Annotated in this window: 18 protein-coding genes and 1 tRNA gene; 8 read left to right on the top strand and 11 right to left on the bottom strand. The window is 63.6% G+C overall.

Annotated features, from left to right (window positions below):
- Nucleotides 1–38 precede the first annotated feature (38 nt).
- Together EN885_RS24090 and EN885_RS24085 are read right to left on the bottom strand one after the other, a co-directional pair.
- Nucleotides 39–1565: an ABC transporter substrate-binding protein gene (locus EN885_RS24090; protein ID WP_128244325.1), complete on the bottom strand. Its 1527-nt coding sequence runs from the start codon at nt 1563–1565 to the stop codon at nt 39–41.
- A 109-nt stretch (nt 1566–1674) separates the two neighbouring features.
- On the bottom strand, nt 1675–3249 hold the full coding sequence (locus EN885_RS24085; protein ID WP_128244326.1) for an NAD(P)/FAD-dependent oxidoreductase: 1575 nt from the start codon (nt 3247–3249) through the stop codon (nt 1675–1677).
- 122 nt (nt 3250–3371) lie between these two features.
- On the opposite strand from EN885_RS24085, the gene EN885_RS24080 reads away from it, so the two are divergent.
- From EN885_RS24080 to EN885_RS24060, 5 genes are all read left to right on the top strand, one after another.
- Entirely contained in the window at nt 3372–4163 is a 792-nt protein-coding gene (locus tag EN885_RS24080) for a cyclase family protein (RefSeq protein ID WP_128244327.1), read from the top strand.
- Between the two features lie 307 nt (nt 4164–4470).
- Nucleotides 4471–6042: an NAD(P)/FAD-dependent oxidoreductase gene (locus EN885_RS24075; protein WP_128243306.1), complete on the top strand. Its 1572-nt coding sequence runs from the start codon at nt 4471–4473 to the stop codon at nt 6040–6042.
- On the top strand, nt 6042–6521 hold the full coding sequence (locus EN885_RS24070; protein ID WP_126037474.1) for a MarR family transcriptional regulator: 480 nt from the start codon (nt 6042–6044) through the stop codon (nt 6519–6521). The genes EN885_RS24075 and EN885_RS24070 overlap by 1 nt, the downstream gene beginning before the upstream one ends.
- Before the next feature lie 45 nt (nt 6522–6566).
- On the top strand, nt 6567–8720 hold the full coding sequence (locus EN885_RS24065) for an indolepyruvate ferredoxin oxidoreductase subunit alpha (RefSeq protein WP_128243307.1): 2154 nt from the start codon (nt 6567–6569) through the stop codon (nt 8718–8720).
- Nucleotides 8713–10284 (top strand): indolepyruvate oxidoreductase subunit beta family protein, encoded by a 1572-nt coding sequence (locus EN885_RS24060; RefSeq protein ID WP_128243308.1) that lies wholly within the window; start codon nt 8713–8715, stop codon nt 10282–10284. Before EN885_RS24065 ends, EN885_RS24060 begins: the two co-directional genes overlap by 8 nt.
- 2 nt (nt 10285–10286) lie before the next feature.
- On the opposite strand, the gene EN885_RS24055 is transcribed toward EN885_RS24060, so the two are convergent.
- Complete coding sequence (locus tag EN885_RS24055) at nt 10287–11225, bottom strand: carbon-nitrogen hydrolase family protein (protein ID WP_128335227.1); 939 nt, start codon at nt 11223–11225, stop codon at nt 10287–10289.
- 39 nt (nt 11226–11264) lie between these two features.
- A complete protein-coding gene (locus EN885_RS24050; protein WP_206616844.1) occupies nt 11265–12149 on the bottom strand; it encodes a methyltransferase domain-containing protein in 885 nt (294 codons plus the stop codon).
- Nucleotides 12150–12280: 131 nt separating this feature from the next.
- Here EN885_RS24050 and EN885_RS24045 point away from each other — a divergent pair, with 131 nt between their 5' ends.
- The gene (locus tag EN885_RS24045; protein WP_128243311.1) at nt 12281–13195 is read left to right on the top strand and encodes a LysR family transcriptional regulator; all 915 of its coding nucleotides are present in this window, start codon (nt 12281–12283) and stop codon (nt 13193–13195) included.
- A 189-nt stretch (nt 13196–13384) separates the two neighbouring features.
- Here the strand turns inward: EN885_RS24045 and EN885_RS24035 are convergent, their stop codons facing one another.
- The 4 genes from EN885_RS24035 to EN885_RS24020 form a co-directional block, all read right to left on the bottom strand.
- Nucleotides 13385–13918 carry a DUF2380 domain-containing protein gene (locus EN885_RS24035; RefSeq protein WP_164897910.1) on the bottom strand — a complete coding sequence of 178 codons (534 nt, stop codon included), beginning with the start codon at nt 13916–13918 and terminating at the stop codon, nt 13385–13387.
- Nucleotides 13919–14044: 126 nt separating this feature from the next.
- Nucleotides 14045–14371 carry a hypothetical protein gene (locus EN885_RS24030; protein WP_095487766.1) on the bottom strand — a complete coding sequence of 109 codons (327 nt, stop codon included), beginning with the start codon at nt 14369–14371 and terminating at the stop codon, nt 14045–14047.
- A gap of 65 nt (nt 14372–14436) precedes the next feature.
- Nucleotides 14437–14862 (bottom strand): globin family protein, encoded by a 426-nt coding sequence (locus EN885_RS24025; protein ID WP_095487768.1) that lies wholly within the window; start codon nt 14860–14862, stop codon nt 14437–14439.
- A 310-nt stretch (nt 14863–15172) separates the two neighbouring features.
- Nucleotides 15173–15248, bottom strand: a tRNA-Thr gene (locus tag EN885_RS24020).
- Nucleotides 15249–15594: 346 nt separating this feature from the next.
- Here EN885_RS24020 and EN885_RS24015 point away from each other — a divergent pair.
- A complete protein-coding gene (locus EN885_RS24015) occupies nt 15595–16797 on the top strand; it encodes a hypothetical protein (RefSeq protein ID WP_164897524.1) in 1203 nt (400 codons plus the stop codon).
- A gap of 61 nt (nt 16798–16858) precedes the next feature.
- Here EN885_RS24015 and EN885_RS24010 read toward each other — a convergent pair whose 3' ends face one another.
- The gene (locus tag EN885_RS24010) at nt 16859–18460 is read right to left on the bottom strand and encodes a cisplatin damage response ATP-dependent DNA ligase (protein WP_128243359.1); all 1602 of its coding nucleotides are present in this window, start codon (nt 18458–18460) and stop codon (nt 16859–16861) included.
- A 235-nt stretch (nt 18461–18695) separates the two neighbouring features.
- The gene (locus tag EN885_RS24000; RefSeq protein ID WP_095487776.1) at nt 18696–19706 is read right to left on the bottom strand and encodes a ligase-associated DNA damage response exonuclease; all 1011 of its coding nucleotides are present in this window, start codon (nt 19704–19706) and stop codon (nt 18696–18698) included.
- 206 nt (nt 19707–19912) lie between these two features.
- Between EN885_RS24000 and EN885_RS23995 the strand changes: the two genes are divergently transcribed.
- On the top strand, nt 19913–20272 hold the full coding sequence (locus EN885_RS23995; RefSeq protein ID WP_095487778.1) for a hypothetical protein: 360 nt from the start codon (nt 19913–19915) through the stop codon (nt 20270–20272).
- Here the strand turns inward: EN885_RS23995 and EN885_RS23990 are convergent.
- The gene (locus EN885_RS23990) at nt 20269–21210 is read right to left on the bottom strand and encodes a glyoxylate/hydroxypyruvate reductase A (RefSeq protein WP_095487780.1); all 942 of its coding nucleotides are present in this window, start codon (nt 21208–21210) and stop codon (nt 20269–20271) included. The two genes, EN885_RS23995 and EN885_RS23990, sit on opposite strands and share 4 nt — an antisense overlap.
- Nucleotides 21211–21242 lie beyond the last annotated feature (32 nt).

Raw genomic sequence — 21242 nt, 5'->3', positions numbered from 1 at the left:
CATCGACGGCGATGGCGCGCTTGGACGCTATGCCGATCTCACGCCGGGGTCATCAGCGCCGGCAACAGCGCGCCGGATATATGCTGCACGACATTGACGCCCTTGGCATGCACGATCGGCTGCGCATACTGGATCAGTGGCAGCACATAGGCCTGTTCGGCGATGTACTTGTCGACAGCCTTCCAGCCGCCGATGCGCTTGGCCTCGTCCTTCTCACCCCATAGCGGGTTGATCATGTCGATCAGATCCTGGCTGTCCCACACCGAATGCGGGCTCGGGCCATAGGTGGCAAAGCCGGTCGACGTCGTCGGATCGCCGATCGCGTTGCCCCAATTGTAGAAGGCCGCCGGCGTCAGCTTGTCGGCGGCGCGCAGCTCGTAGTGCTTGGCGATCTCGTAGACCTCGATCGTCGCCTCGATGCCGACCTTGCGCCACATGCCGACGATCGCCTGGATCATCTCGTAGTCTTTAGGCTTGAAGCCTTTGGTCGTCTGTATCGAGAATTTGACCGGCTTTTCCGGCGAATAGCCGGAGGCGGCCAGCAATTCCTTGGCTTTTTCCGGATTGTGCTCGACCTTGACCGACGCATCATAGGCTGCGTATTCCGGCGTCTCCAGCGTATCGATAGGCTGGCCGTAGCCGCGCAGCAGCCGATCCACGAGCAGCTTCTTGTCGACCGCCATGACGGCAGCCTGGCGGACGTTCTTGTCCAGCATCACGTCGATGTCGTTGAAGAAGATCATGCCGATGTCGGAAACATTCTTGCACGAGCCGGCAAGCCCGTCCTTGGCGATCAGGCGGTCATATTCCTCATAGGGGATTTCGAGCGTTACTTGCGAGGAACCGGACTCGATTTCGGCAACGCGGCTCGCCGCATCGGTGACGAACTTGATCGTCACATTCTCAAAGGCCGGCTTGCCGCCCCAATAGTTCGGATTGGCCTTCAGCCGCAGGAAGGCGTTACGCTCGAATTTGTCGACCATATAGGGGCCGGTGCCGATCGGGGCCTTTTCGAAGCCCTCGGCGCCGACCTTCTCATAATAGGCCTTCGGCATGATGTAGCCGGTCAGGAACGACATCCACTTGAAATAGACGGGGTCGAACTGCACCACGTCGCCGGTGATCTTGTTGCCGTCGATCTTGAAGTTGTTGACGTTCTTCCAGACGAACTGGATCGGGTTGCCGGTCTTTTCGTCGCCCGCCCGCTGCAGCGACCAGACCACGTCGTCGGCCGTGAACGGCGAGCCGTCATGCCAGGTGACGCCGTCGCGCACCGTCATCATGATCTTCGTGCGGTCGTCGTTCCAGCCCCATTCGGTCAGCAGGCCCGGCGCGAAGGACAGGTCCGGCTTCTGCGGAATGAACTGGTCGAACACCGACTGGTAGAGGCCCTGGATCGTCGGGTTGACCGCCGAAGGCCCGGTGGTCGGGTCCCAGGACGGCAGGTTGACGTTGTAGGCGATGGTCAGTTCGCCGGCTGCCTTGGCCATTTGCGGCAGGCCGATAACGGTGGCGCCAAGTGCTGCTGCGCCATATCCAAGCAATTCTCGTCTGTTGATTGTCATGGTCGTTCCCCTGTTGGTTTTCTGTGCGCGGTGTCGTTGTCGTTCAGTGGGTTCAGGCTCCTTGGGCAACCGCGCATTGCCTCTCCTTCACCCGCAAGTGTTTTGAATTCTACCTCCCGCCAAGCTGTTGGGCGAGCATATAGCCCGAGGCCGCACCTGTGCCGGCACCCGGCCATGTTGCAGCGCCTGTGAGATGCAAATTCCCGACCGGCGTTTTCCAGCCGGCATAACCGCGCGCCGGGCGAAACAGGAAATTCTGCGCCAGATGGTGGCTGCCGCAGATCTGGTCGCCGCCGACGAGGTTGGGGTTCTCGCGTTCGAGGTCGAGGGGCGAGAACACGGCGCGGCCGAGGATCTTCCGGCGAAGACCGGGCGCATAGGTCTCGATGATGTCGAGAACGCGCTCGGCGTAGCGTTCCTTGACCTCATCCCAGTGAGCCGGCGCGATTGTGCCCGCCGCATCGCCTGACATTTCGGCGGGCAGCATGCGCACCTGCACCCACAGAACATGCTTGCCTTCCGGCGCCCGCGACGGATCGACCGCAGTCGGCTGGCCGACGACCAGCACCGGCTCGTCCGGCAGCATGCCGGACATAGCCTGCTGGTAGGTCCGCGACATGGCGTCGAGCGACGGCGACAGATGGATGTAGGCGAATTGCCGAAGCTCGGCGCCGGCGCGCCAATCCGGCAGATCGTCCAGCGCCAGATGGATCATCATCGTGCCCGGCGCATGGCGGAATTTTTTCATCGCCGCGTCGAAACTGGCGTCGCCGGAACCATCAGGCAGCAGTCTGCCGGGCAACGCCCCTGGTGCAACCCCGGCGACGACCGCCTTGGTGGCAGTGTGGGTCTCGCCGGAGGCAAGCCGCACGCCGGTCGCCTTGCCGGCGGAAACCGTGATTTCGGCCACCTCAGCCCCGGTGATAATCTGGCCGCCGGCAGCGGTTACCATGCCCGACAGGGCGCGGATGATGGTGTCGGCGCCGCCCTTGCCGAGCACCATGCCGAAGCACTGGTTGGCCATCGATTCGAGGTAGGGGAACACCGCGCCGCCGGCGATGTCGGGGGCGAAGTCGAGATGCATGCCCCAGGCGGCGAGCGTCGCCCTGACATGCGGGGTCTCGAAATTCTCCTCGAGCCACGCGCGCGGCGACGACAGCAGCAGGCGACCGGTGTCGAGCGTGCCGGCAAAGCCCTTCCTGCGCCACAGGTTCCATGCAGTGCCGGCCAGCGCCCGCCCGCTCATCGGCGCTCCTAGCAGCCGGAACAGATGCTCGGCCTCCGCCGGGAAGGCGTCAACCAGCCGGCGCCAGGTGGCGGCGTCGGCTTGCGAAAATCCGGCGAGGCGCGACGCGGTCTTCTCCAGGTCGTGGCTGACACCGAACCAGCGTCCGTCGGGAAAGGCGCTGGCAAAGCAGTCGGCGACCGGCGCAAATTCCAGCCCGTGTTTTTTCAATTCATTTGCATATTTCTTGTGAAAGGCCGAGCCGGCGAACAGGCTCAGATTCATCGCGCCGAAATCGTGCCGGAAGCCGGGAAGCGTGAATTCGCGGGTCTGGACGGCGCCGCCGATTGTTGCGCTGCGCTCGAAAATCGCGGTTTTCCAACCTTTCAACGCCAGATGCGCGGCGCATGCCAGACTGTTGTGGCCCGCCCCGACGAAAATGGCGTCAAACTCGCTCACACCCCACCCAACCCATTTCCTTTATGCTTAAAGATAATTGCAGATGCATATGTTTTCGTCTAGTAGGATATTAAGGGCCGCAACGAGCCTTCAGAGCCATCCAAGAAGAGGGAACAGAGACCATGGACACGCAAAAACTCCTCGGCGAGGTCGCCGGCCAGCTTCTTTCAGGCGCCATCCAGGTGGTCGACTTGACGGCCCCGCTTGGGCCGAACACGCCGCTGATCAAGCTGCCGCCGGAACTCGCCGTCGATACGCCGAAGGTCGAGATCCACGCCATCTCCGCCTATGACAAGAACGGACCGTGGTGGGCCTGGAACTGGCTGAAGCTCGGCGAGCACTCGGGCACGCATTTCGACGCGCCGCAGCACTGGATCACCGGCAAAGATTATCCGGACGGCGCCACCGACACCGTTCCGGCGCAGAACTTCGTCGGGCCGGTCAATGTCATCGACTGCTCCAGCCAAGCCGCTGCCGATCACGACTTCCTGCTCACCGTCGACCACATCAAGGCGTGGGAAGCCGAGCACGGCACTATCAATGCCGGCGAATGGGTGGTGATGCGCACCGACTGGTACAAGCGCAACGGCTCGGAAGCCGAATTCCTCAACGCCGACGAGACCGGACCGCACACGCCAGGACCGACGGCCGAGGCCATCCAGTACCTGATCAGCAAGGACATCAAGGGCTGGGGCAGCGAGACCATCGGCACGGATGCCGGCAAAGCAGGGGGAATGGAGCCGCCATTCCCAGCGCACAGCCTGATGCACAAGGCCAACCGCTACGGGCTCGCCAGCCTCTGCAACCTCGACCGGCTGCCGCCGAAAGGCGCGATCCTGATCGCCGCACCGCTCAAGATCGAGCATGGCACCGGCAGCCCGATCCGCGCGCTGGCGCTGGTGCCAAGGCATTAGGACGAGGTGGCGGTCTTCGGGAGAAGATCATGGTCGCAGGTAACGCTGTAGTGACGATTTGGGAGTGGCAGCCTTGCAATGCCGCCGCTCCACGGCGCCCCCCTCTGTCCTGCCGGACATCTCCCCCACTTGGGGGGACATCGGCAGTTCCGACGCCCAGCTCATTCCTACAGCCTTGGAGATTTTCGAAGGCCGCAGTGACGGCCGATCTCCCCCCAAGAGGGGGAGATGTCCGGCAGGACAGAGGGGGGCGCCGTAGAGCGCCAATCTCCCCAATTGAACTCCTGCCGGCGGAGAGCAATCACCGATGAACGCGCCCGATCACATCATCGTCGGCAGCGGCATCAACGCGCTGGTCTGCGCGGCGATGCTTGGCGGCAAGGGGGCGAAGGTGCTGGTGCTCGAGCGCAACGACCGCATCGGCGGCTGCATGCGCACCGAGGAGATCACCGCGCCTGGTTTCATCCATGACGTGATGGCGACGACCTTCGTCCTGTTCATCACCTCGCCGGCCTATGCGGCGCTGGGCAAGGATCTGGCGCGGCACGGCCTGGAATTCTGCAACACCGGCACGCCGACCGGCGTGCTGCGCCCGGACGGCAGCCATGCCATCCTGCGCACCGACCGCCCCGCCAATGTCGCGGCTGCCAATGCGCTTGCCGCAGGCGACGGCGACCGGCACGGCAGCGATGTCGGCGAGATCGAGCGCAATGCCGGTCTGCTGTTCGGCCTGCTTGGCGGCAGCCTGTGGTCCTACCCCACGGCAAAGCTGCTGGCGGGCGAAGCCTGGCGCCGCGGCCCGCGTGAGCTTGCCGCCTTTCTTGGCGCAGCGCTGGTGCCGGCGCGCGGCTGGCTGGAGAGCACCTACCAATCCGAGACCACCCGCGCGCTGTGGGCGCCCTGGGTGCTGCATGCCGGTCTCGGGCCAGAAGACGCGTTTTCCGGCCAGATCGCCAGGGTAATCGCCTTCGCGCTCGAAGCGGCCGGGGCGCCGATCGTCAAGGGCGGCGCGAAGAACCTGCTGTCCGCGTTCGAAGCGCTAATCAAGGAGCGCGGCGGCGTGATCCGGACTGGCGGGGACGTCGCCTCGATCGTCCAGAGCGGAGGCCGAGCCACCGGCGTGCGGCTGGCTTCGGGCGAAACGGTCACCGCGAAGAAGAGCGTCATCTGTTCGGTCACGCCGACCCAGCTCTACGAGCGGCTGCTCGGCGACGCAGCGCCGAAACCCGACGTCGAAGCGACGCAAAAATACCGCTACGGCAAGGGCAATTTCCAGATCCACTATGCCTTGGACAAACCACCCGCATGGCGCGGCGACGGCTTGAACAAGGTCGCGCTGCTGCATCTGACGCCGGGGCTCGACGGCGTGTCGAAAGCCTGCAACGAGGCCACGCGCGGCATGCTGCCGGAAGTGCCGACCATCTGCGTCGGCCAGCCGCACGCGCTCGACCCGTCGCGCTGTCCGGACGGCAAGGCGATCCTGTGGCTGCAATTGCCCGAGGCGCCCCGCCATATCAAGGGCGATGCCGCCGGCAAACTGCCGCCGCCGGCCGATGGCCGCTGGACCGAGGCATTGCGCGAAGCCTACGCGGACCGTGCCGAAGCGATCCTTGCCAGCCATATCGACGGCTTCAAGGACAGCGTGATTGCACGCCGCGCCTATTCGCCGGCCGATCTGGAAGCGATGAACGTCAATCTGGTCGGCGGCGATCCCTATGGCGGCTCCTCGACCATCGACCAGTCGTTCCTGTGGCGGCCGTTCAAGACGAGCCGCAATCACGCCACCGGGGTCAAGGGCCTCTACCATATCGGCGCCTCCACCCATCCCGGCGCCGGGCTTGGCGGCGGCTCCGGCTTCCTGCTGGCGGGGAGGCTGTGATGGAACAGAAGGTTGAAAAGCGCCAGCGCATCTCGACTTTGGGCCAGATCGGCCTGCAGCAATTCGCGCCCTATTTGATGAACCGCATCATGGGCCGCTACAACGCCACCTTGCGCGACGATTTCCGCAAGCAGGGCCTGACCATTCCGCAGGTGCGCACACTCGCCGTGCTGTCGGTCACCGACGGCGTCACCGTCAACGACCTCTCGGTCTATACGGTCATTGAACAATCCACGTTGAGCCGGACGCTCGACACGCTGGAGGGGCAAGGGTTCGTGCGGCGCGAGCAGGGGGTAACCGACAGCCGCATCCGCCATGTGTTCCTGACCGACGAGGGTCGCGCCGAGTTTACCCGCGCCTGGCCGGCCATGCATGACGCGTTCGAGGCCATGTTCGACGACGTCGACGATGCCGAATATGCGGCGCTGATCGCGACGCTGCAGAAGATGCTGAAGAATATTCGCAAGCACGACATTTGATCTTACGCGCTGCCGGATGCCGGCGGTAACGGAAGGAGCCAAAAAATGGCCGAACGGTCTTTTGCCAAGGAAGTCGAAAAGCTCAGGCTCGGCGCCGGCGAGGAGTTTTCCGGCGAGGGCATTCTCGCCATCACCAAGGCGCTGCTGCAATGCGGCGTCGGCTATGTCGGCGGCTACCAGGGCGCGCCGATCAGCCATCTGATGGACGTGCTCGCCGACGCGCAGGACATTCTTGGCGAGCTCGGCGTGCATTTCGAGGCCAGCGCCTCGGAAGCGACCGCCACCGCCATGCTGGCGGCATCGGTGCATTATCCGATCCGCGGTGCGGCCACGTTCAAGTCGACCGTCGGCACCAATGTCGCGTCGGACGCGCTCGCCAACCTCGCCTCGGGCGGCGTCACCGGCGGCGCGCTGATCATCGTCGGCGAGGATTATGGCGAAGGCTCCTCGATCATGCAGGAGCGCAGCCACGCCTTCGCCATGAAAAGCCAGGTCTGGCTGCTCGACCCGCGGCCGAACCTGCCGTCGATCGTCAAGGCTGTCGAGGACGGCTTCGAGCTGTCGGAGATTTCCAACACGCCTGTCATGCTGCAGGTCCGCATCCGCTGTTGCCATGTCCATGGTCGTTTCATCGCCAAGGACAACAAGCGGCCGGCGATGACGGTGGCCGATGCGCTCGACGCGCCGCGCCGCGACACCGGCCGCATCGTGCTGCCGCCTGCTTCCTTCCTGCATGAGAAGGAAAAGGTGCAAAAACGCTGGCCGGCGGCGGTCGATTTCATCCGCGAGAACAAGATCAACGAGTTCTTCGGTCCGGAGCACGGGTCGGTCGGCATCGTCATGCAGGGCGGCATGTACAATTCGGTCATCCGGGCGCTGCAGCGCCTCGACCTCGCCGACACTTATGGCGACACAGACGTGCCGCTCTACGTTCTGAATGCCGTCTATCCCTTAGTCGATGACGAGTTCCTGTCCTTCTGCGAGGGCAAGGACGCCGTGCTCGTCGTCGAGGAAGGGCAGCCCAACTACATCGAGCAGGCTTTTGCCTCGATGCTGCACAAGGCCGGGCGCGGAACAAAGCTCGTCGGCAAGGAGCATCTACCGATGGCCGGCGAATACACCGGCCAGGTCATGCTCGACGGCATCGGATCGTTCCTGCGCGCCACCATTCCCCACCTGCTGCCGGGCGAAGTCCGCGCGCCGAACAAGATCGGCGACGGGCTCGACACCGCCGACCTGATCAACGTCGTCCCCGGCCGTCCGCCCGGCTTCTGCGTCGGCTGTCCGGAACGGCCGATCTTCGCCGCGACCAAGCTGGTCGAGCAGGAGCTCGGCAAGCACCACATCGCCTCCGACATCGGCTGCCATCTGTTTTCGATCATGCCACCTTTCGAGCTCGGCGCTACCACCATGGGATATGGGCTGGGGCCGGCCTCGGCCTCGGCGTTCAATTCGCCCGATGCAAAGCGCCGCTCGATCTCCTTCGTCGGCGACGGCGGCTTCTGGCACAACGGCCTGACCTCGTCGATCGGCAATGCGGTGTTCAACAAGAATGACGGCGTCATCGTCATCGTCGACAATTTCTATTCGGCGGCGACGGGAGGGCAGGATATTCTTTCATCCCGAGCTGGTAACAAGACGAAATCGACCAAGCACCCGATCACCGAGGCGGTGAAAGGCATGGGCGTCAAATGGCTGCGCCACATCGACCGCACCTATGACGTGACCAAGATGCAGGACACATTGCGCGAGGCGCTGACGACGGACGAGAAGGGCCCGAAAGTCATCGTCGCCTCGTCCGAATGCATGCTCAACCGGCAGCGCCGCGAGAAGCCGCTGGTCGACAAGGCGATCAAGGGCGGGACAAGGATCGTCAAGCCGAAATTCGGCGTCGACGAGGACATCTGCACCGGCGACCACGCCTGCATGCGGCTGTCCGGCTGCCCGTCGCTGTCGGTGAAGTCGCTGGACGACCCGCTGCGCGACGATCCGGTGGCGCATATCGACCAGAGCTGCGTCGGCTGCGGCAATTGCGGCGAGGTCGCCGATGCGGCGGTGCTGTGCCCGTCCTTCTACCGCGCCGACGTGGTGCACAATCCGAGCCGCTGGGACCGTTTCCTGGAGGCCGCTCGTCGCGCCACCATCAGCCTCTTGCAGCGGCGCCGTGAAAGCCGGCGCCTGACATTCGCCGATGCTTGACGCCGTCCCGCGCTCGAAAGCCGGCGCTCCCGAAGACGAGCGCGTCATCAAGCTTGCCGTGCTGGCGGTCGGCGGGCAGGGCGGCGGCGTGCTCGCCGACTGGATCACCGACGTCGCCGAGCGCAATGGCTATGTCGCGCAATCGACCTCTGTCGCCGGCGTCGCCCAGCGCACCGGCGCCACCATCTACTATGTCGAGATGTGCCGCGACACCGGCCGATTGCCGGTCTTCGCGCTGTCGCCTTCGCAGGGCGATGTCGACATCTTGATCGCGGCCGAACTGATGGAAGCCGGCCGTGCCATCATCCGCGGCTTCGTCACGCCCGAGCGCACGACGCTGATCGCCTCGTCGCACCGCATCGCCGCCGTGTCGGAAAAGATCGAGCCCGGCGACGGCCGGGCCTCGTCGCCAAAGGTGCATGCGACAGCCGAAGCCGCGGCCAAGCGCTTCATCGCCTTCGACATGGAGAAGATCGCCGCCGACAATGGCTCGATGATCTCGGCCAGCCTGCTCGGCGCACTGGCGGGGTCCGATGCCTTGCCGTTCACCCGCGAGAGCTATGAGCAGGCGGTCAGTGCCGGCGGCCGCGGCGTGAAGGCCAGCCTTGCCGCCTTCGGCGCCGCCTTTGATCGCGCCCGCCGCATCGCGAGTACACCACCTCTGGGCGAAAAGGCTGCGGAGCCGAAAGCTGCCGAAACTGGCCTGGGTACGGCGGCAAAGGTGAGCGGACCGGAAAGCCTGCTGAGGGGCTGGCAGGACCTTGCGGCGCGCGTCGATGCGCTGCCGGCTCCGGTGCGCGACATGGCACTTCGCGGTTTGAAAAAGGTCGTCGACTATCAGGACATCGCCTATGGCGGCGAGTATCTCGAGCGGCTCGACCGGGCGGCCGTCCTGGACAATGCCGACCACGACTACGCGCTGTCGATATCAGCGGCAAAGCATCTGGCCAACGCCATGTGCTACGACGACATGATCCGCGTCGCCGACCTGAAGACACGCTCGACACGCGACAAGCGCGTGCGCCGCGAGGTCGGCGTCAAGGATGGGTCGATCCTGCAGGTGACCGAATATTTCCATCCGCGCATCGAGGAATTCTGCGGCACGCTGCCGGCCGGGCTCGGCAGCTACATCGAGGCGCGGCCGAAGCTGGCCGCCTTTCTCGACCGCCGTATCAATCGCGGCCGCCGCATCCGCACCGACAGCTTCGCCGGCTTTGCCGCGCTGTGGTTCATCGGCGGCATGCGCCGCTGGCGTCGCCGCCTGCTGCGCCACAAGGTCGAGACCGCGCATCTCGAGCGCTGGTACGCGCTGGCGCTCGGCCAAGTCCCGGGAGACTACGCGCTTGCCACGGAGATCCTCAATTGCCGGCGGCTGATCAAGGGCTACAGCGACACCCATGTTCGCGCGCAGTCGAAATTCGACCGGGTGCTGTCGGCGCTCGACCTGCTCAAGGGCCGCGCGGATGCCGCTGACTGGATCCGCCGCCTGCGCGAAGCCGCGCTAAAGGACGAGAAGGGCGATATGCTCGATGGTGCGCTGAAGACCGTGGCGTCGCTGCAGTAGAGCTAATAGCTGAATTCTGCCGGCCTTTGCGATTTTGCGTTGACCTGCAAGGTGAAAATATCCGGCCGGCTGTAGTGCCCGGCGACGTCGAGACTGCGGCGAGCGGCAATTGCCGCCTTGAGATCGATGTCGGCATGCAGAATGCCTGTTTCCTTGCGCAAAGGGCCGGCAACGATTTTTCCCCCTGGCGCGATGACCACGGAGTCGCCCTGATTGATCCACTCGTCCGCGTCCGGATAGAGGCGGTCACGGTCGGGAAAGTCGCGCGGCAAATCTTCTACGCGCAAGACATTGCCGGCACCGATGACCCAGCAGCCGCCCTCGCGGGCGATATGCAGCAATGTGCCGATCCAGCCGTCGCCACTGTCGTAGGTTGGGGCGACGTGGATATCGATGCCTTGAGCATAGAGCGCGTACCGGGCAAGCGGCATGTAGTTCTCCCAGCAAACCAGCGAGCCAACCCGTCCTGAAGGCGTGTCGACGACCTTGAGTCCGCTAGCGTCACCAAATCCCCAGACCATCCGCTCGGGGTTGGTGGGCATGAGCTTGCGGTGCCTGTTTAGAAGCGAACCGTCCGGGCCAATTACGATGACGCTGTTGTAGATAGTGGCGCGGCTCCACTGGCTGTCGCGTTCGTTGATGCCGCACAGGATGGTCACTTTGAACGTCCTGGCGGCGTCGAACAGCGGACGCAGTTGATCCGACGAGAGGTCGACGGCATTGTCGACCAGGCGCCCGTGCAATTGGCCTGCCAGGCCGCCGTCGGCCCCCGGCTTCAGGCGCCAGATCCAGGCGGGGGATCCGGGGATGAACGCCTCGGAGAAGACCACAAGCTCGGCGCCGCCATTCGCGGCCTCGGCAACCAGCCGCACTGCCTTGGCGATCGTCCCTTCACGATCCAGAAAAGCCGGCGGTTCCTGGACAATGGCAATTCTCGTCATGAGGTTCCTCCTCGCTTCGGTACAGCGGCCGGCGTATCCCTATCTTGTGGCGGCCGCGACTAGCATTTCGCATGGTCCCGCGAATTGTCCGTCCCGCTCGAACTGGCCAAGCGCCTCTTCGATTTCCGCCCACGCGTCGTCCTGTTCCCGGGCGGACAGGCTGGCGAGCATCTGATGCAGCGCGCCAAACGATTCCTGCTCGAACTGCAGACATTCCAGGGCCGAGTGCAGCCGCACCGGCGCATCGATCCTTTCGATCCGCACGTTACGGAATCCGGCATCGATCAGACGTTTTGCTAGAACCGTGGGATCGCCCAGGCTGAATGGGCCTGGCTGGCCGGGCAGCGGTGCGGGCAGCGCGGCGCGGCGGCGAATGATGCCGACAGGGATCGAAAAGAACGGGTTCTTGTCTGCCGTGGAATAGACGATTGCACCGACCCTTCCCTCCGGTTTGAGGTGATCGCGCATTCCGCCCAGCGCCTTGTTCTGATCCGGAAAGTAGATCAGGCCGACGCGCGAAATGACGGCGTCGAAGGGGTCAGCGGATATGGCGCCCAGCATTTCGCCGTCGGCGACGATGGTGTCGATGTTGCCATGGCCCGCCAGTTTCGCGTTGCTGGCGGCGAAATCAAGAATTCCGGCCGAAATGTCGGTGGCGAGCACATAGCCCTCGGGGCCAACGCGGCGCGCCGCGGTCAATGTCTGTTCCCCGGCACCGGCGGCGACATCGAGGACGCGACTGCCGCGCTTTACATCGGTCATGTCCAGCATCAGTTCCGTCGCCGGTCCAAGCCACCGGGACAGGAGCGGACCCCAGCGGTTCCATGCTTCGGCCGCGCCGTCCCATTGCTTGCGGGTCATTTCCTTGAACTTGACGGGGTCGAAAGTCGGTTGCTGCTGATCCATGGTCGCCTCCTGGCGCATGACCCCAGAAACCGGAATGGCTTCCGAAGGATAGTATTGTCTTGCAGGAAACGATATTGGGCGCGTAGTTTCGGCTCAATTCTCGAAATCTCGACGCCCATTTTGCAAAATTGCACAGATCAGGGTTCCAGATGCAGTGGGATGATTTGCGGATTTTCCTGGCGGTCGCGCGCGACGGCTCGATCAGCGGCGCCGCCAAACGCATGAACGTTCAGCACTCTACCGTGTCGCGCCGGATCAGGCTGCTGGAATCGCAGCTTGGCACACGCCTGATCGAGCGCAAGAAGTCCGGATACGAACTGACCGCGGCCGGCGAGGAATTGAAAATGGCGGCCGGTAAGATGGAGATGGAGGTCCTCGAAGTCGAGGGCGCTCTCGGCGGTCAGGAAAATCGGATTGCCGGCGAGCTGAGGGTGTCGGCGATCAACAATATGGCATCATCCGTGCTGATGCCCATATTTGCCAGTTTCAACGAAAGCTATCCGGACATCGAGCTGCATGTCCAGGTTTCCAACAAGTATGTCAGCCTGGCCGAACGCCATGCCGATATCGCGATTCGCCTGACAAACACGCCACTTGACACTCTGGTCGGTACCCGGCTCGCCAACGTTGCATCAGCCGTCTACGGGGAAAGAAACTACCTCAAGGCTTTGCGCGCCGGCGGAATCAAACCAAGGTGGCTGGGGGTGGAATGCTGCGCTTTCCATCAATCCTGGACCAACGAGGCCTGCCCGGATCATCGTCACAGCTTTTTTGTCGACGACACGTTGCTTACGCTCGCAGCCATGAAACACGGACTTGGGCTGGCCTACCTGCCATGCTTCATGGGCGACGGTGACGACCGGTTGGAGCGCTTCCGCGAGCCAGACCCGATACACGATCTGGGGCTATGGCTGCTTTATCACCCGGACTTGCGGCGCACCAAACGGGTGAGGGTCTTCCGCGAACATATGATTGCGCAGATCGGGGACCAGAGTGCCCTGTTCGAAGGGCGACGACCGAGGCACGGCGACGACACATTGCTTGACCGAGAAGCATTGGGATAAGTTTGGCCGGAGTCACTTTGGCTTTGATCGGCAGCCTTTCGGTGGCCGATTTGTTCGGGAAAGTTTTTGGTGCCGCTTGCATGGACTCGAACACGCGACCCCGCATTACGAATGCGGTGTTCTACCAACTGAGCTAGAGCGGCCCGAGAAGCCAAGGCACTCCAAGATGCGCTGGTGATAGAGACGCACCTACGGAATGCAGTGCTTCTCGATATCACGCGCCGTGAACTCTGCTGCTCGTCGCCACGCTTCGTCGGTATCTCCCCGGTAAGTCAGGTATCGATCGCAGACAGGCTTGTTGTTGTTCAAATCCAGCACTGCGAACTTCACCCAGCCAACCAGCGTGCTCATCTTGTGCATCTGACCGATCAGGAGATAGTTCGCGTTGGCTGTTCTTGCCTGCTTCGAGAGATCGACAAGGCCGGGGTCCCTGATGGTGCACTGCTCTGCCTGACAGGGTAATGCGACGAGGTCGATCTTCTCCGAAAGACCATCCCGCAATGCAACGCCAAACGCCTTCAGTCGCGTTTCGTGTTCAGCGGTCTGGTCCCTGACTTCGCCTGACGTATCCCTGAACTCGAAATCCGCGACGGCGAGCGTTGTGGGCTCGGCGGCATCGGCAAAGGCGGCCGACGCAAGTGCACCGGCGCCTAGCAGGATCAGGAGGAATCGTCCGCACTCAAAAAGCCGAAATCGAACTTCTGCACGTTGCACCTTGAGCATCTCGTTCTCCGAGGTTGGGACGATAGCCATCCCAATGACGGTGCCGACTGTCTCTTCGCGTTGTTGTAGGCGCGGAAAGCAGGCGCAAGACTACCCGGTTGCGTCGCAACGTCAACTTTCCGCCCGTTACTGGGTGGACTCGACCTTCGCGACGACGAGCTTGCCTTTGGCGCGCGAGATTTCGAGTGTCTGGCCGGGTTTTGCCAACTCGCCCGGGACCGAGATCACCATCGCCTGGCCTTCGGTGAGGGTCGCGACGAAGCGCACGGGCAGGTTTTCTTCGCCCGCCGCCATCGTGGTGACCACCCGATAGCCGTCATCGGCCTCGGTGTAGTAGACGACGCCGTGAAAGTTGCCGAGATCGACGGTCCCACCCTGACGGGCCGTGAGTTCGCCGGCAGAAGCGGAACTTGCCACAACGCAAAGCGCTGCAAGAGCTGTGTATCTGAACATAGTTTTTCTCTCCATTTAGCATTGTTGTTTGGGTGGATGGTCGCCTTCGGCTGCATCCCAATAAATCACGCTGCGAGCTGATCCTCGCGGGCAGCCGCGATCATCACACTTGCGAGCAACCCGTAGGCTGCCTCCCAAGCGTCGCGCACGGCCGGCGTAAAAGCCGTGCCGAGGCCGGCCGCCAGCGTCTCGATGAGCGCTTGCCCGACGATCGGGTAATGATGTTCCTTGACGCCGTAGGTCACGTGACGCCTGGCGAGCACGCGCACCGTCGGGAGAATGGTGTCGGCACGGTCCAATCCGTGCACGACGAAGCCCAGGCTCGCCATCAGCTTGGCGCCTTGCTTGGCCATGTCTGTCACCGGAAACAGCGTGCGAAGATCCGCGTCGATCGCGAACAGGCGTTCATAGAACAGCGCGGCGGCGGCCACGCGTATCGCGACGACCTCGCGAAAACTGTCCTGGACAAGTCTGATCTGGTCGGGTGTCATCGGCGACGTTCCTGCGTTGCTGGCCTGGTGAGGCTCGGAACATCCTGCCAAAACGTTTCGCGTGCATGTCGCCTGCGCGTAGATGTGTTTCAGTTGTGTCTCAATTGGTTTTCATTTGCGCTCATTTGTCTTCAGATCCCGACGGATCGTGCGCTGGATCGCTCGCATCCTGATGATGGTGCATTTGAAATTGAGGAAGACGGAGGCGAGCCTGTAGATGAGGCAAGGGGCGAAAAGGCGCCGCTGAAGACAGCGTGCTACCACGCAGTTTCTGCCATAACCTCAGAACCCGCGAAGCCTTGAGAAATAGTGGTGCCGCTTAGGTGACTCGAACACCTGACCCCATCATTACGAATGATGTGCTCTACCAACTGAGCTAAAGCGGCCCCGGGAAGCCAGGGCCTCCAAGATGCGCTGGGTGATAAACGCACCCCGCCACAAATTCAAGATGGGACTTTGGCATTTCGCGTTGGGGCTCATCCCAGGCCTGTCAGGGGCCGCCGCGCCGATCCGCCATGCGGTCGCGTCATGCCGCACCGGCAGGTCGCGCGACCGCCACGTTGGCGCCGTGGCGGGAAAATCGGTGAAAAATGTTGATTCCTTTACCGAAAATCGCCGAAATCGGCCTTGGATGCGTCGCCAAGGCAGAATGCGGCCGCTGGCCCGTTGATTGATTGGTCGCCTACGGCTAACGATCATGACAATGTGACCGTACGTGCAGAGGGATCCCGCTTGGACGCGATCGAAAAAGCGATCCGGAACGCCTTCGAAAAAGGCAATGCCGACGACCGGGCGTTTCGCGAGCGGGTCTACCGATCGGCCTTCGCCGCACTGGACCGCGCCCTGCAGGCCAACCCGAGCGTGACGGTGGAAGTCGCCATCAAGCGCCGCAAGGCGGTGCAGGCCAAGATCACGCAAATCGAATCCGAGTTCCTGCCGGCGGTTCCCGATGTCGCCCTACCGACCGATGATGACGCCGCAGCACCGGCGGCGGAGCAGCCGGCCGACAGCGAAGTCGAGGCCGATGCCGAAGCTGAAGCCGATGCCGAACCGGATGTCGAAGCCGATGCTGGCCCCGCGCCGTCGCCTGACGTCGTTGTCGACGGTCCGGTAGGGTCTCGTGCATCCGATATGCCCCGGTCGCGCATCTTGCCGGTCGTTCCCGATATCATGCCCGAGGCGGTTTCTGCCGATGTGCCGGAGATCGACATGTCGTCCCCTGCATCGACCGGAGACGACGACGCAGAGGTGATGCCCGACCGCGACGAGAGGCGGGTGAGAGGCCCCCGCCTGCCTCTCACCGCGATCTTCCTCGGCGTCACGTTGCTCGCGGCCGCCGGCATCGGCCTCTATTTCGCTGCGCAGACCGGCGTCTTCAAGTCGGCGGCCCAACTCGACACGGCCCCTCCGCAAGCGCCTCCGACAGTGGAGGACGATGATTTCACGCCGCCAAGCGACACGGCCTCGCCGCTGACCCCCGGTGAGGCGGATGAGGATCGCGACTGGATCAATGTGTTTTCGCCGAGCGACCCGGCGCTTGTCAGTGCGCCTTCGGATGCCAAGGCCGAAGTCATGCAGGACGACAGCGGCTCCTTCCTGCGCATCCGGTCGGGCGCCTCCGGCTCTGCCATCAGCTTTGACGTCGGGCAAGGCGTGCTGGAAAAACTCGCCGGCAAGCACGCCGTGTTCGACATCATCGCCCGCTCCGAGGAGGGCAAGGAGACGCAGATCTCCGTCGATTGCAATTTCGGCGAACTCGGCGACTGCGGCCGCAAGCGCTACGCGGTCGGCCATGAGAACAACGAATATCTGTTCGACGTGCGCTTTCCCGACAAGCGTCCGGGCGCTGCCGGCACCATCGCCATCAATTCCGACTTCGACAAGCAGGGCAAGTCGGTCGACATCTACGAGATCCGCGTCTCGATCGTTCCTTGAGCTTCAACGCATCCAAAAGTGTTAGAGCGTACTTTGTGCGTCCAATTGGACGCACGTCGCTCTAACGGTCGAGCAGGGCCTGCAGCGTCTCGATGCGGTCGGCTTCGGCCGCCGGCTTGTCCCAGCGAAGCCGTGAAATGCGCGGAAAGCGCATGGCGACGCCAGATTTGTGCCGTGTCGAGCGGTTGAGTCCTTCGAACGCCACCTCCAGCACGAGGCCTTGTCTGCGGTCGGCTCGCACCGAGCGGACCGGGCCGAAACGCTCGATCGTGTTGTCGCGGACATATTTGTCGATCTGCCTCAGTTCTTCGTCGGTGAAACCGAAATAGGCCTTGCCCACCGGCACCAGTTCCTCCGACCCTTCCGGCCCGGACCAGACGCCGAACGTGTAATCGGAATAAAAGCTCGAACGTTTGCCGTGGCCGCGCTGGGCATACATCAGCACGGCGTCGACCGTGTGCGGATCGCGCTTCCATTTGAACCATGGGCCTTTCGGCCGACCGGCGACATAGGGCGAATCCCAGCGTTTCAACATTACGCCTTCGATGACCGGATGCAGCGGCTTGCGGCGCAATTGCTCCAGCGCCTGCCAGTCGGTGAACTCGACCAGCGGCGAAAGATCGAAGCGGCTCGGATCGAGGCTCCTGACGAAGGCTTCGAGGCGGCTGCGCCGCTCGTGGAAGGAGAGCGGCCGCAAGTCCTCGTCGCCGATCTGAAGCACGTCGTAGCAGCGCATGAAGGCCGGGTATTGCTGCTGGATCTTCAGCGTCACGCTCTTACGGTTCAGCCGCTGCTGCAGGTCTGAGAAAGTGCCGGTCGCCTGCAAGGGATCGCCGACCAGAAGCTCGCCGTCGAGGGTGGCGGAAAAGTCCATTGCGTCGGCGAGATCCGGAAAGGCACCGGAGACGTCGTCGCCGGTGCGCGAATAGAGCCGGCGCACACCGCCTTCGCAAACCGCCTGGACGCGGATGCCGTCCCATTTCCATTCGGCGGCGTAGTCGGCCGGATCGAGCTTTTCGAGATCGCCGTCGCCGACCGGCGTCGACAGCATCACCGGCCGGAACAGCGCCAGCGCCGTTTTCTTGGGTTTCTCGGCCTTGCCTTCCAGCCAGGCGAACAGCTCGGCATATGGTGGCGTCAGCCCATGCCACAGCTCCTCGATCTCGGCGATGTCGACCTTGCCGAGATCGGCCAGCGCCTGCTTGGCCAGCCGCGCCGAGACGCCGATGCGCAGGCCGCCGGTCACCAGCTTTATGATGGCGAAGCGCGCCGAGATGCTGGCGCTGTCGAGCAATCCGGCCAGCACCTTCGGTCCATCGGAACGGCTCGCCGCCTGCAGCTTTGCGACGACCTCGGCGAGCGTCGGCTCATGGTTCGCGATGTCTGCGGGCGATTGCGGCCAGACCAGCGACACCGTCTCCGCCAAGTCGCCGACATAGTCGTAGGAATAGCCGAACAGCACCGGGTCCATGCGCTCCATGACCAGCGTGCGCAGCATCGCCGGCTTGACCGCTGCGATGGTGAGATCGCCGGTGATGGCGGCTAGCGCCAGGCCGCGATCCGGATCCTCGACGCTGCGAAAGTAGTCGGTCAGCAGCGTCAGCTTGCCATTGCGCGACGGCGTCAGGACGAGGCGATCGAGGAGTTCGGCGAAGCGGTTCATGGCGGTGAGAACCATGGGCAAGCGTCGCGTTCTGTCGCGCCCCCCTCTGGCCTGCCGGCCATCTCCCCCACTTGGGGGGAGATTGGATGGCGTCGCCAGTTTCGCCAACCATCAACGTTGCAGAACGAGCGCCGGCGAAGAAGCTGCCGATCTCCCCCCTTGAGGGGGAGATGTCCGGCAGGACAGAGGGGGGCGCCGTAGAGCTCTGCGCAGGTGACTACCGAACCTCCCGCCATCAATCGCCCTCGTCCTCATAGCCGACGAGATGCAGCGGCCGCGCGGCAATGCCTTCGAGCTCGCACCAGCGCACCAGGGCCTCCTCGCGGCCATGCGTCACCCAGATTTCCTCGGCGCCGGTCTCCTTGATCGTCGCGGTCAGTTCGTCCCAGTCGGAATGGTCGGAAATGATCAGCGGCAGCTCGACGCCGCCCTGTTTGGCGCGCTGGCGGATGCGCATCCAGCCGGACGCAAAGCACGAGATCGGATCGGGAAAGCGCCGCGCCCAGCGGTCGGCGAAGGCCGAAGGCGGGCCGACGATGACGGCCCCAATGAAATCGCCCTTGCCACCGCTTTCGACGGTCGCCGGCTCCAGTGTCCCGAGGTCGATGCCCTGGCCCTGGTAGTAGTCGCTGAGCTTGGCCAGCGCGCCGTGGATGTAGATCGGCCTGTCGTAACCGGCATCGCGCAGCAAGCGCATGACCCGCTGCGCCTTGCCGAGCGCATAGGCGCCGACCAGATGCGCGCGTTCGGGAAACTGCGCCGTCGATTTCAGCAGGCGGGCGATCTCTTCGGTATCGTGCGGATGGCGGAACACCGGCAGGCCGAAGGTCGCCTCGGTTATGAATACGTCGCATTTGACCGGTTCAAACGGCTCGCAGGTCGCGTCCCTCTGGCGCTTGTAGTCGCCCGACGCGACGATGCATGTGCCCTGATGCACGACCTCGATCTGCGCCGAGCCGAGCACATGGCCGGCCGGATGGAAGGTTACGGTGACGTCGTTCAGCGCAATCGTCTCGCCAAGTGCGGCCGCTTGCGTCGTCCCGGCAAAGCCTTCGCCGTAGCGAAGCCCCATAATGTCCAGCGTCTGTTGTGTGGCCAGCACCGAGCGGTGGCCGGAACGGGCATGGTCGGAATGGCCGTGCGTGATCAGCGCCCGGTCGACCGGCCGCACCGGATCGATGAAAAAATCGCCGGGTGGGCAATAGAGGCCCTCAGGCCGGGGATGAAGCAGGTCGCTGGCGCGCATGGCTTAGAGATAGTTGCTAATTTCGGCGCGGGAAGCCTGTTGCAAGTGACTGCTGACTCGGCCTACAGGCAACGGCCGGCGGGACCTCCGTTTTTGGACCTCGTCCGGCGCCCTTTTTCGTTCACCTGCGCCACGTGTGGCGCAGGCTGCGAAAAAGCCCGATTCGCATGCCCGAAAGGGCGGGACATCGATACGGAGGACATTCCATGCGCTGGAACTTGGTGGTCTTGGCATCTTGCCTGGCGATGGCCGGCTGCGCCGGCGCCTCGATGGCCGAACGACAGGATGAGAATGTCCAGTCCTCGCTGCAATATGATAGCGTGCCTTGCGATCAATTGCTGGCGCAACGAAACGAGCTGGCGCAGCGATATCGCCTTTCGCAGGATGCCAAGCCGTCCTTCTCCGATCCGGGGGTGGGCCTCGGCCCATTCACGCCGGACGTCCGTTCCAAGACCCAGCGTGACGTCGAACAGGCAAGCGGCCGGATCGACGCCATGAACCGGTCGATCGCCCGCCGCGAATGTGGCAAACCAGCCAAGCAGACCAAGCTTGGCTTGCCTAGCTAATACCCCGCGTCGCGATCCACCAGGTTCTTGAGCTTCTCGCCGCGCTCGAAGGCGGCCATCTGGCGCAGCATGATCGGCGCCAGATGGACGGGGTCGGAGGTCGCCGCCGCATGCGGCGTCACGAACACTTTCGGGTGGCTCCACAGCGGACTGGTCTTCGGCAGCGGCTCGACCTCGAACACGTCGAGGCTCGCTTCCTTCAGCGTGCCGTCCTCCAGCGCGCGCGCGATATCGGCATCCTTCTGCAGGCGGCCGCGCCCGGCGTTGATCAACACCGAGCCGCCGAGGCCGTTGCGTTTCCTCAGCTCCTTCAGCACGCCGTAATTGACGATACCTTGCGTGTGCGGCGTGAGCGGCAAAAGCACCACCAGAATGTCGGTGGCGTTGAGGAAGGGGATCAATCCGGCCTCGCCCGCATAGGTCGAAACGCCCTTCATCGGCCGCTCGCTGCGCGACCAGCCATTGACTGCAAAGCCGAGCGACAAAAGCACCGACGCCGCCGCGCGGCCAAGCGTGCCGAGCCCCATGATGCCGACAGAGATGTCGCCGGCCGGGCGCTGCGGCGGCTCGTGCCAGATCTTCCTTTTCTGCTGCGTTCGGTAGAGCATGCCCTGGCGGTGATGATCGAGCACCCGCCAGACGACATATTCGGTCATGTACTGGGTCAGGTTGTCGGCGACGACCTTCACGATCGGCACGTCGGGCACAGTGGGATCGGCCAAGATGTGGTCGACGCCGGCGCCGATCGAAAAGATGGCGCGCAGATTGGGCAGAGACGACAGAAGGTTCGGCCGCTGCTTCCAAACCACCGCATAGGTGATCGAGGGATCGCTGGCGCCGTCCGGCTCGAGCACCACCTCGCGTTCCGCCGACAAGAGTTCGCGCCAGCGTTGCGGATGAAAGCCGGTGACGGCAAGCAGGATACGGCCTTTTTCCATTTCGGATTCTTTTTCCTATTTACGCGACCCTG

This window comes from Mesorhizobium sp. M6A.T.Cr.TU.014.01.1.1 (assembly GCF_004022765.1).
GTDB lineage: Bacteria > Pseudomonadota > Alphaproteobacteria > Rhizobiales > Rhizobiaceae > Mesorhizobium > Mesorhizobium mediterraneum.
The sequence above is the reverse complement of the archived record's forward strand: the minus strand, read 5'-3'. Positions and strand labels throughout refer to the sequence as shown.

Excerpts from the sequence above, each read along its gene's own strand:
- EN885_RS24090 (WP_128244325.1), bottom strand. The coding sequence starts at position 1,565 with ATGACAATCAACAGACGAGAATTGCTTGGATATGGCGCAGCAGCACTT.
- EN885_RS24080 (WP_128244327.1), top strand. The coding sequence starts at position 3,372 with ATGGACACGCAAAAACTCCTCGGCGAGGTCGCCGGCCAGCTTCTTTCA.
- EN885_RS24075 (WP_128243306.1), top strand. The coding sequence starts at position 4,471 with ATGAACGCGCCCGATCACATCATCGTCGGCAGCGGCATCAACGCGCTG.
- EN885_RS24070 (WP_126037474.1), top strand. The coding sequence starts at position 6,042 with ATGGAACAGAAGGTTGAAAAGCGCCAGCGCATCTCGACTTTGGGCCAG.
- EN885_RS24065 (WP_128243307.1), top strand. The coding sequence starts at position 6,567 with ATGGCCGAACGGTCTTTTGCCAAGGAAGTCGAAAAGCTCAGGCTCGGC.
- EN885_RS24060 (WP_128243308.1), top strand. The coding sequence starts at position 8,713 with ATGCTTGACGCCGTCCCGCGCTCGAAAGCCGGCGCTCCCGAAGACGAG.
- EN885_RS24055 (WP_128335227.1), bottom strand. The coding sequence starts at position 11,225 with ATGACGAGAATTGCCATTGTCCAGGAACCGCCGGCTTTTCTGGATCGT.
- EN885_RS24050 (WP_206616844.1), bottom strand. The coding sequence starts at position 12,149 with ATGCGCCAGGAGGCGACCATGGATCAGCAGCAACCGACTTTCGACCCC.
- EN885_RS24045 (WP_128243311.1), top strand. The coding sequence starts at position 12,281 with ATGCAGTGGGATGATTTGCGGATTTTCCTGGCGGTCGCGCGCGACGGC.
- EN885_RS24035 (WP_164897910.1), bottom strand. The coding sequence starts at position 13,918 with ATGCTCAAGGTGCAACGTGCAGAAGTTCGATTTCGGCTTTTTGAGTGC.
- EN885_RS24030 (WP_095487766.1), bottom strand. The coding sequence starts at position 14,371 with ATGTTCAGATACACAGCTCTTGCAGCGCTTTGCGTTGTGGCAAGTTCC.
- EN885_RS24025 (WP_095487768.1), bottom strand. The coding sequence starts at position 14,862 with ATGACACCCGACCAGATCAGACTTGTCCAGGACAGTTTTCGCGAGGTC.
- EN885_RS24010 (WP_128243359.1), bottom strand. The coding sequence starts at position 18,460 with ATGAACCGCTTCGCCGAACTCCTCGATCGCCTCGTCCTGACGCCGTCG.
- EN885_RS24000 (WP_095487776.1), bottom strand. The coding sequence starts at position 19,706 with ATGCGCGCCAGCGACCTGCTTCATCCCCGGCCTGAGGGCCTCTATTGC.
- EN885_RS23995 (WP_095487778.1), top strand. The coding sequence starts at position 19,913 with ATGCGCTGGAACTTGGTGGTCTTGGCATCTTGCCTGGCGATGGCCGGC.
- EN885_RS23990 (WP_095487780.1), bottom strand. The coding sequence starts at position 21,210 with ATGGAAAAAGGCCGTATCCTGCTTGCCGTCACCGGCTTTCATCCGCAA.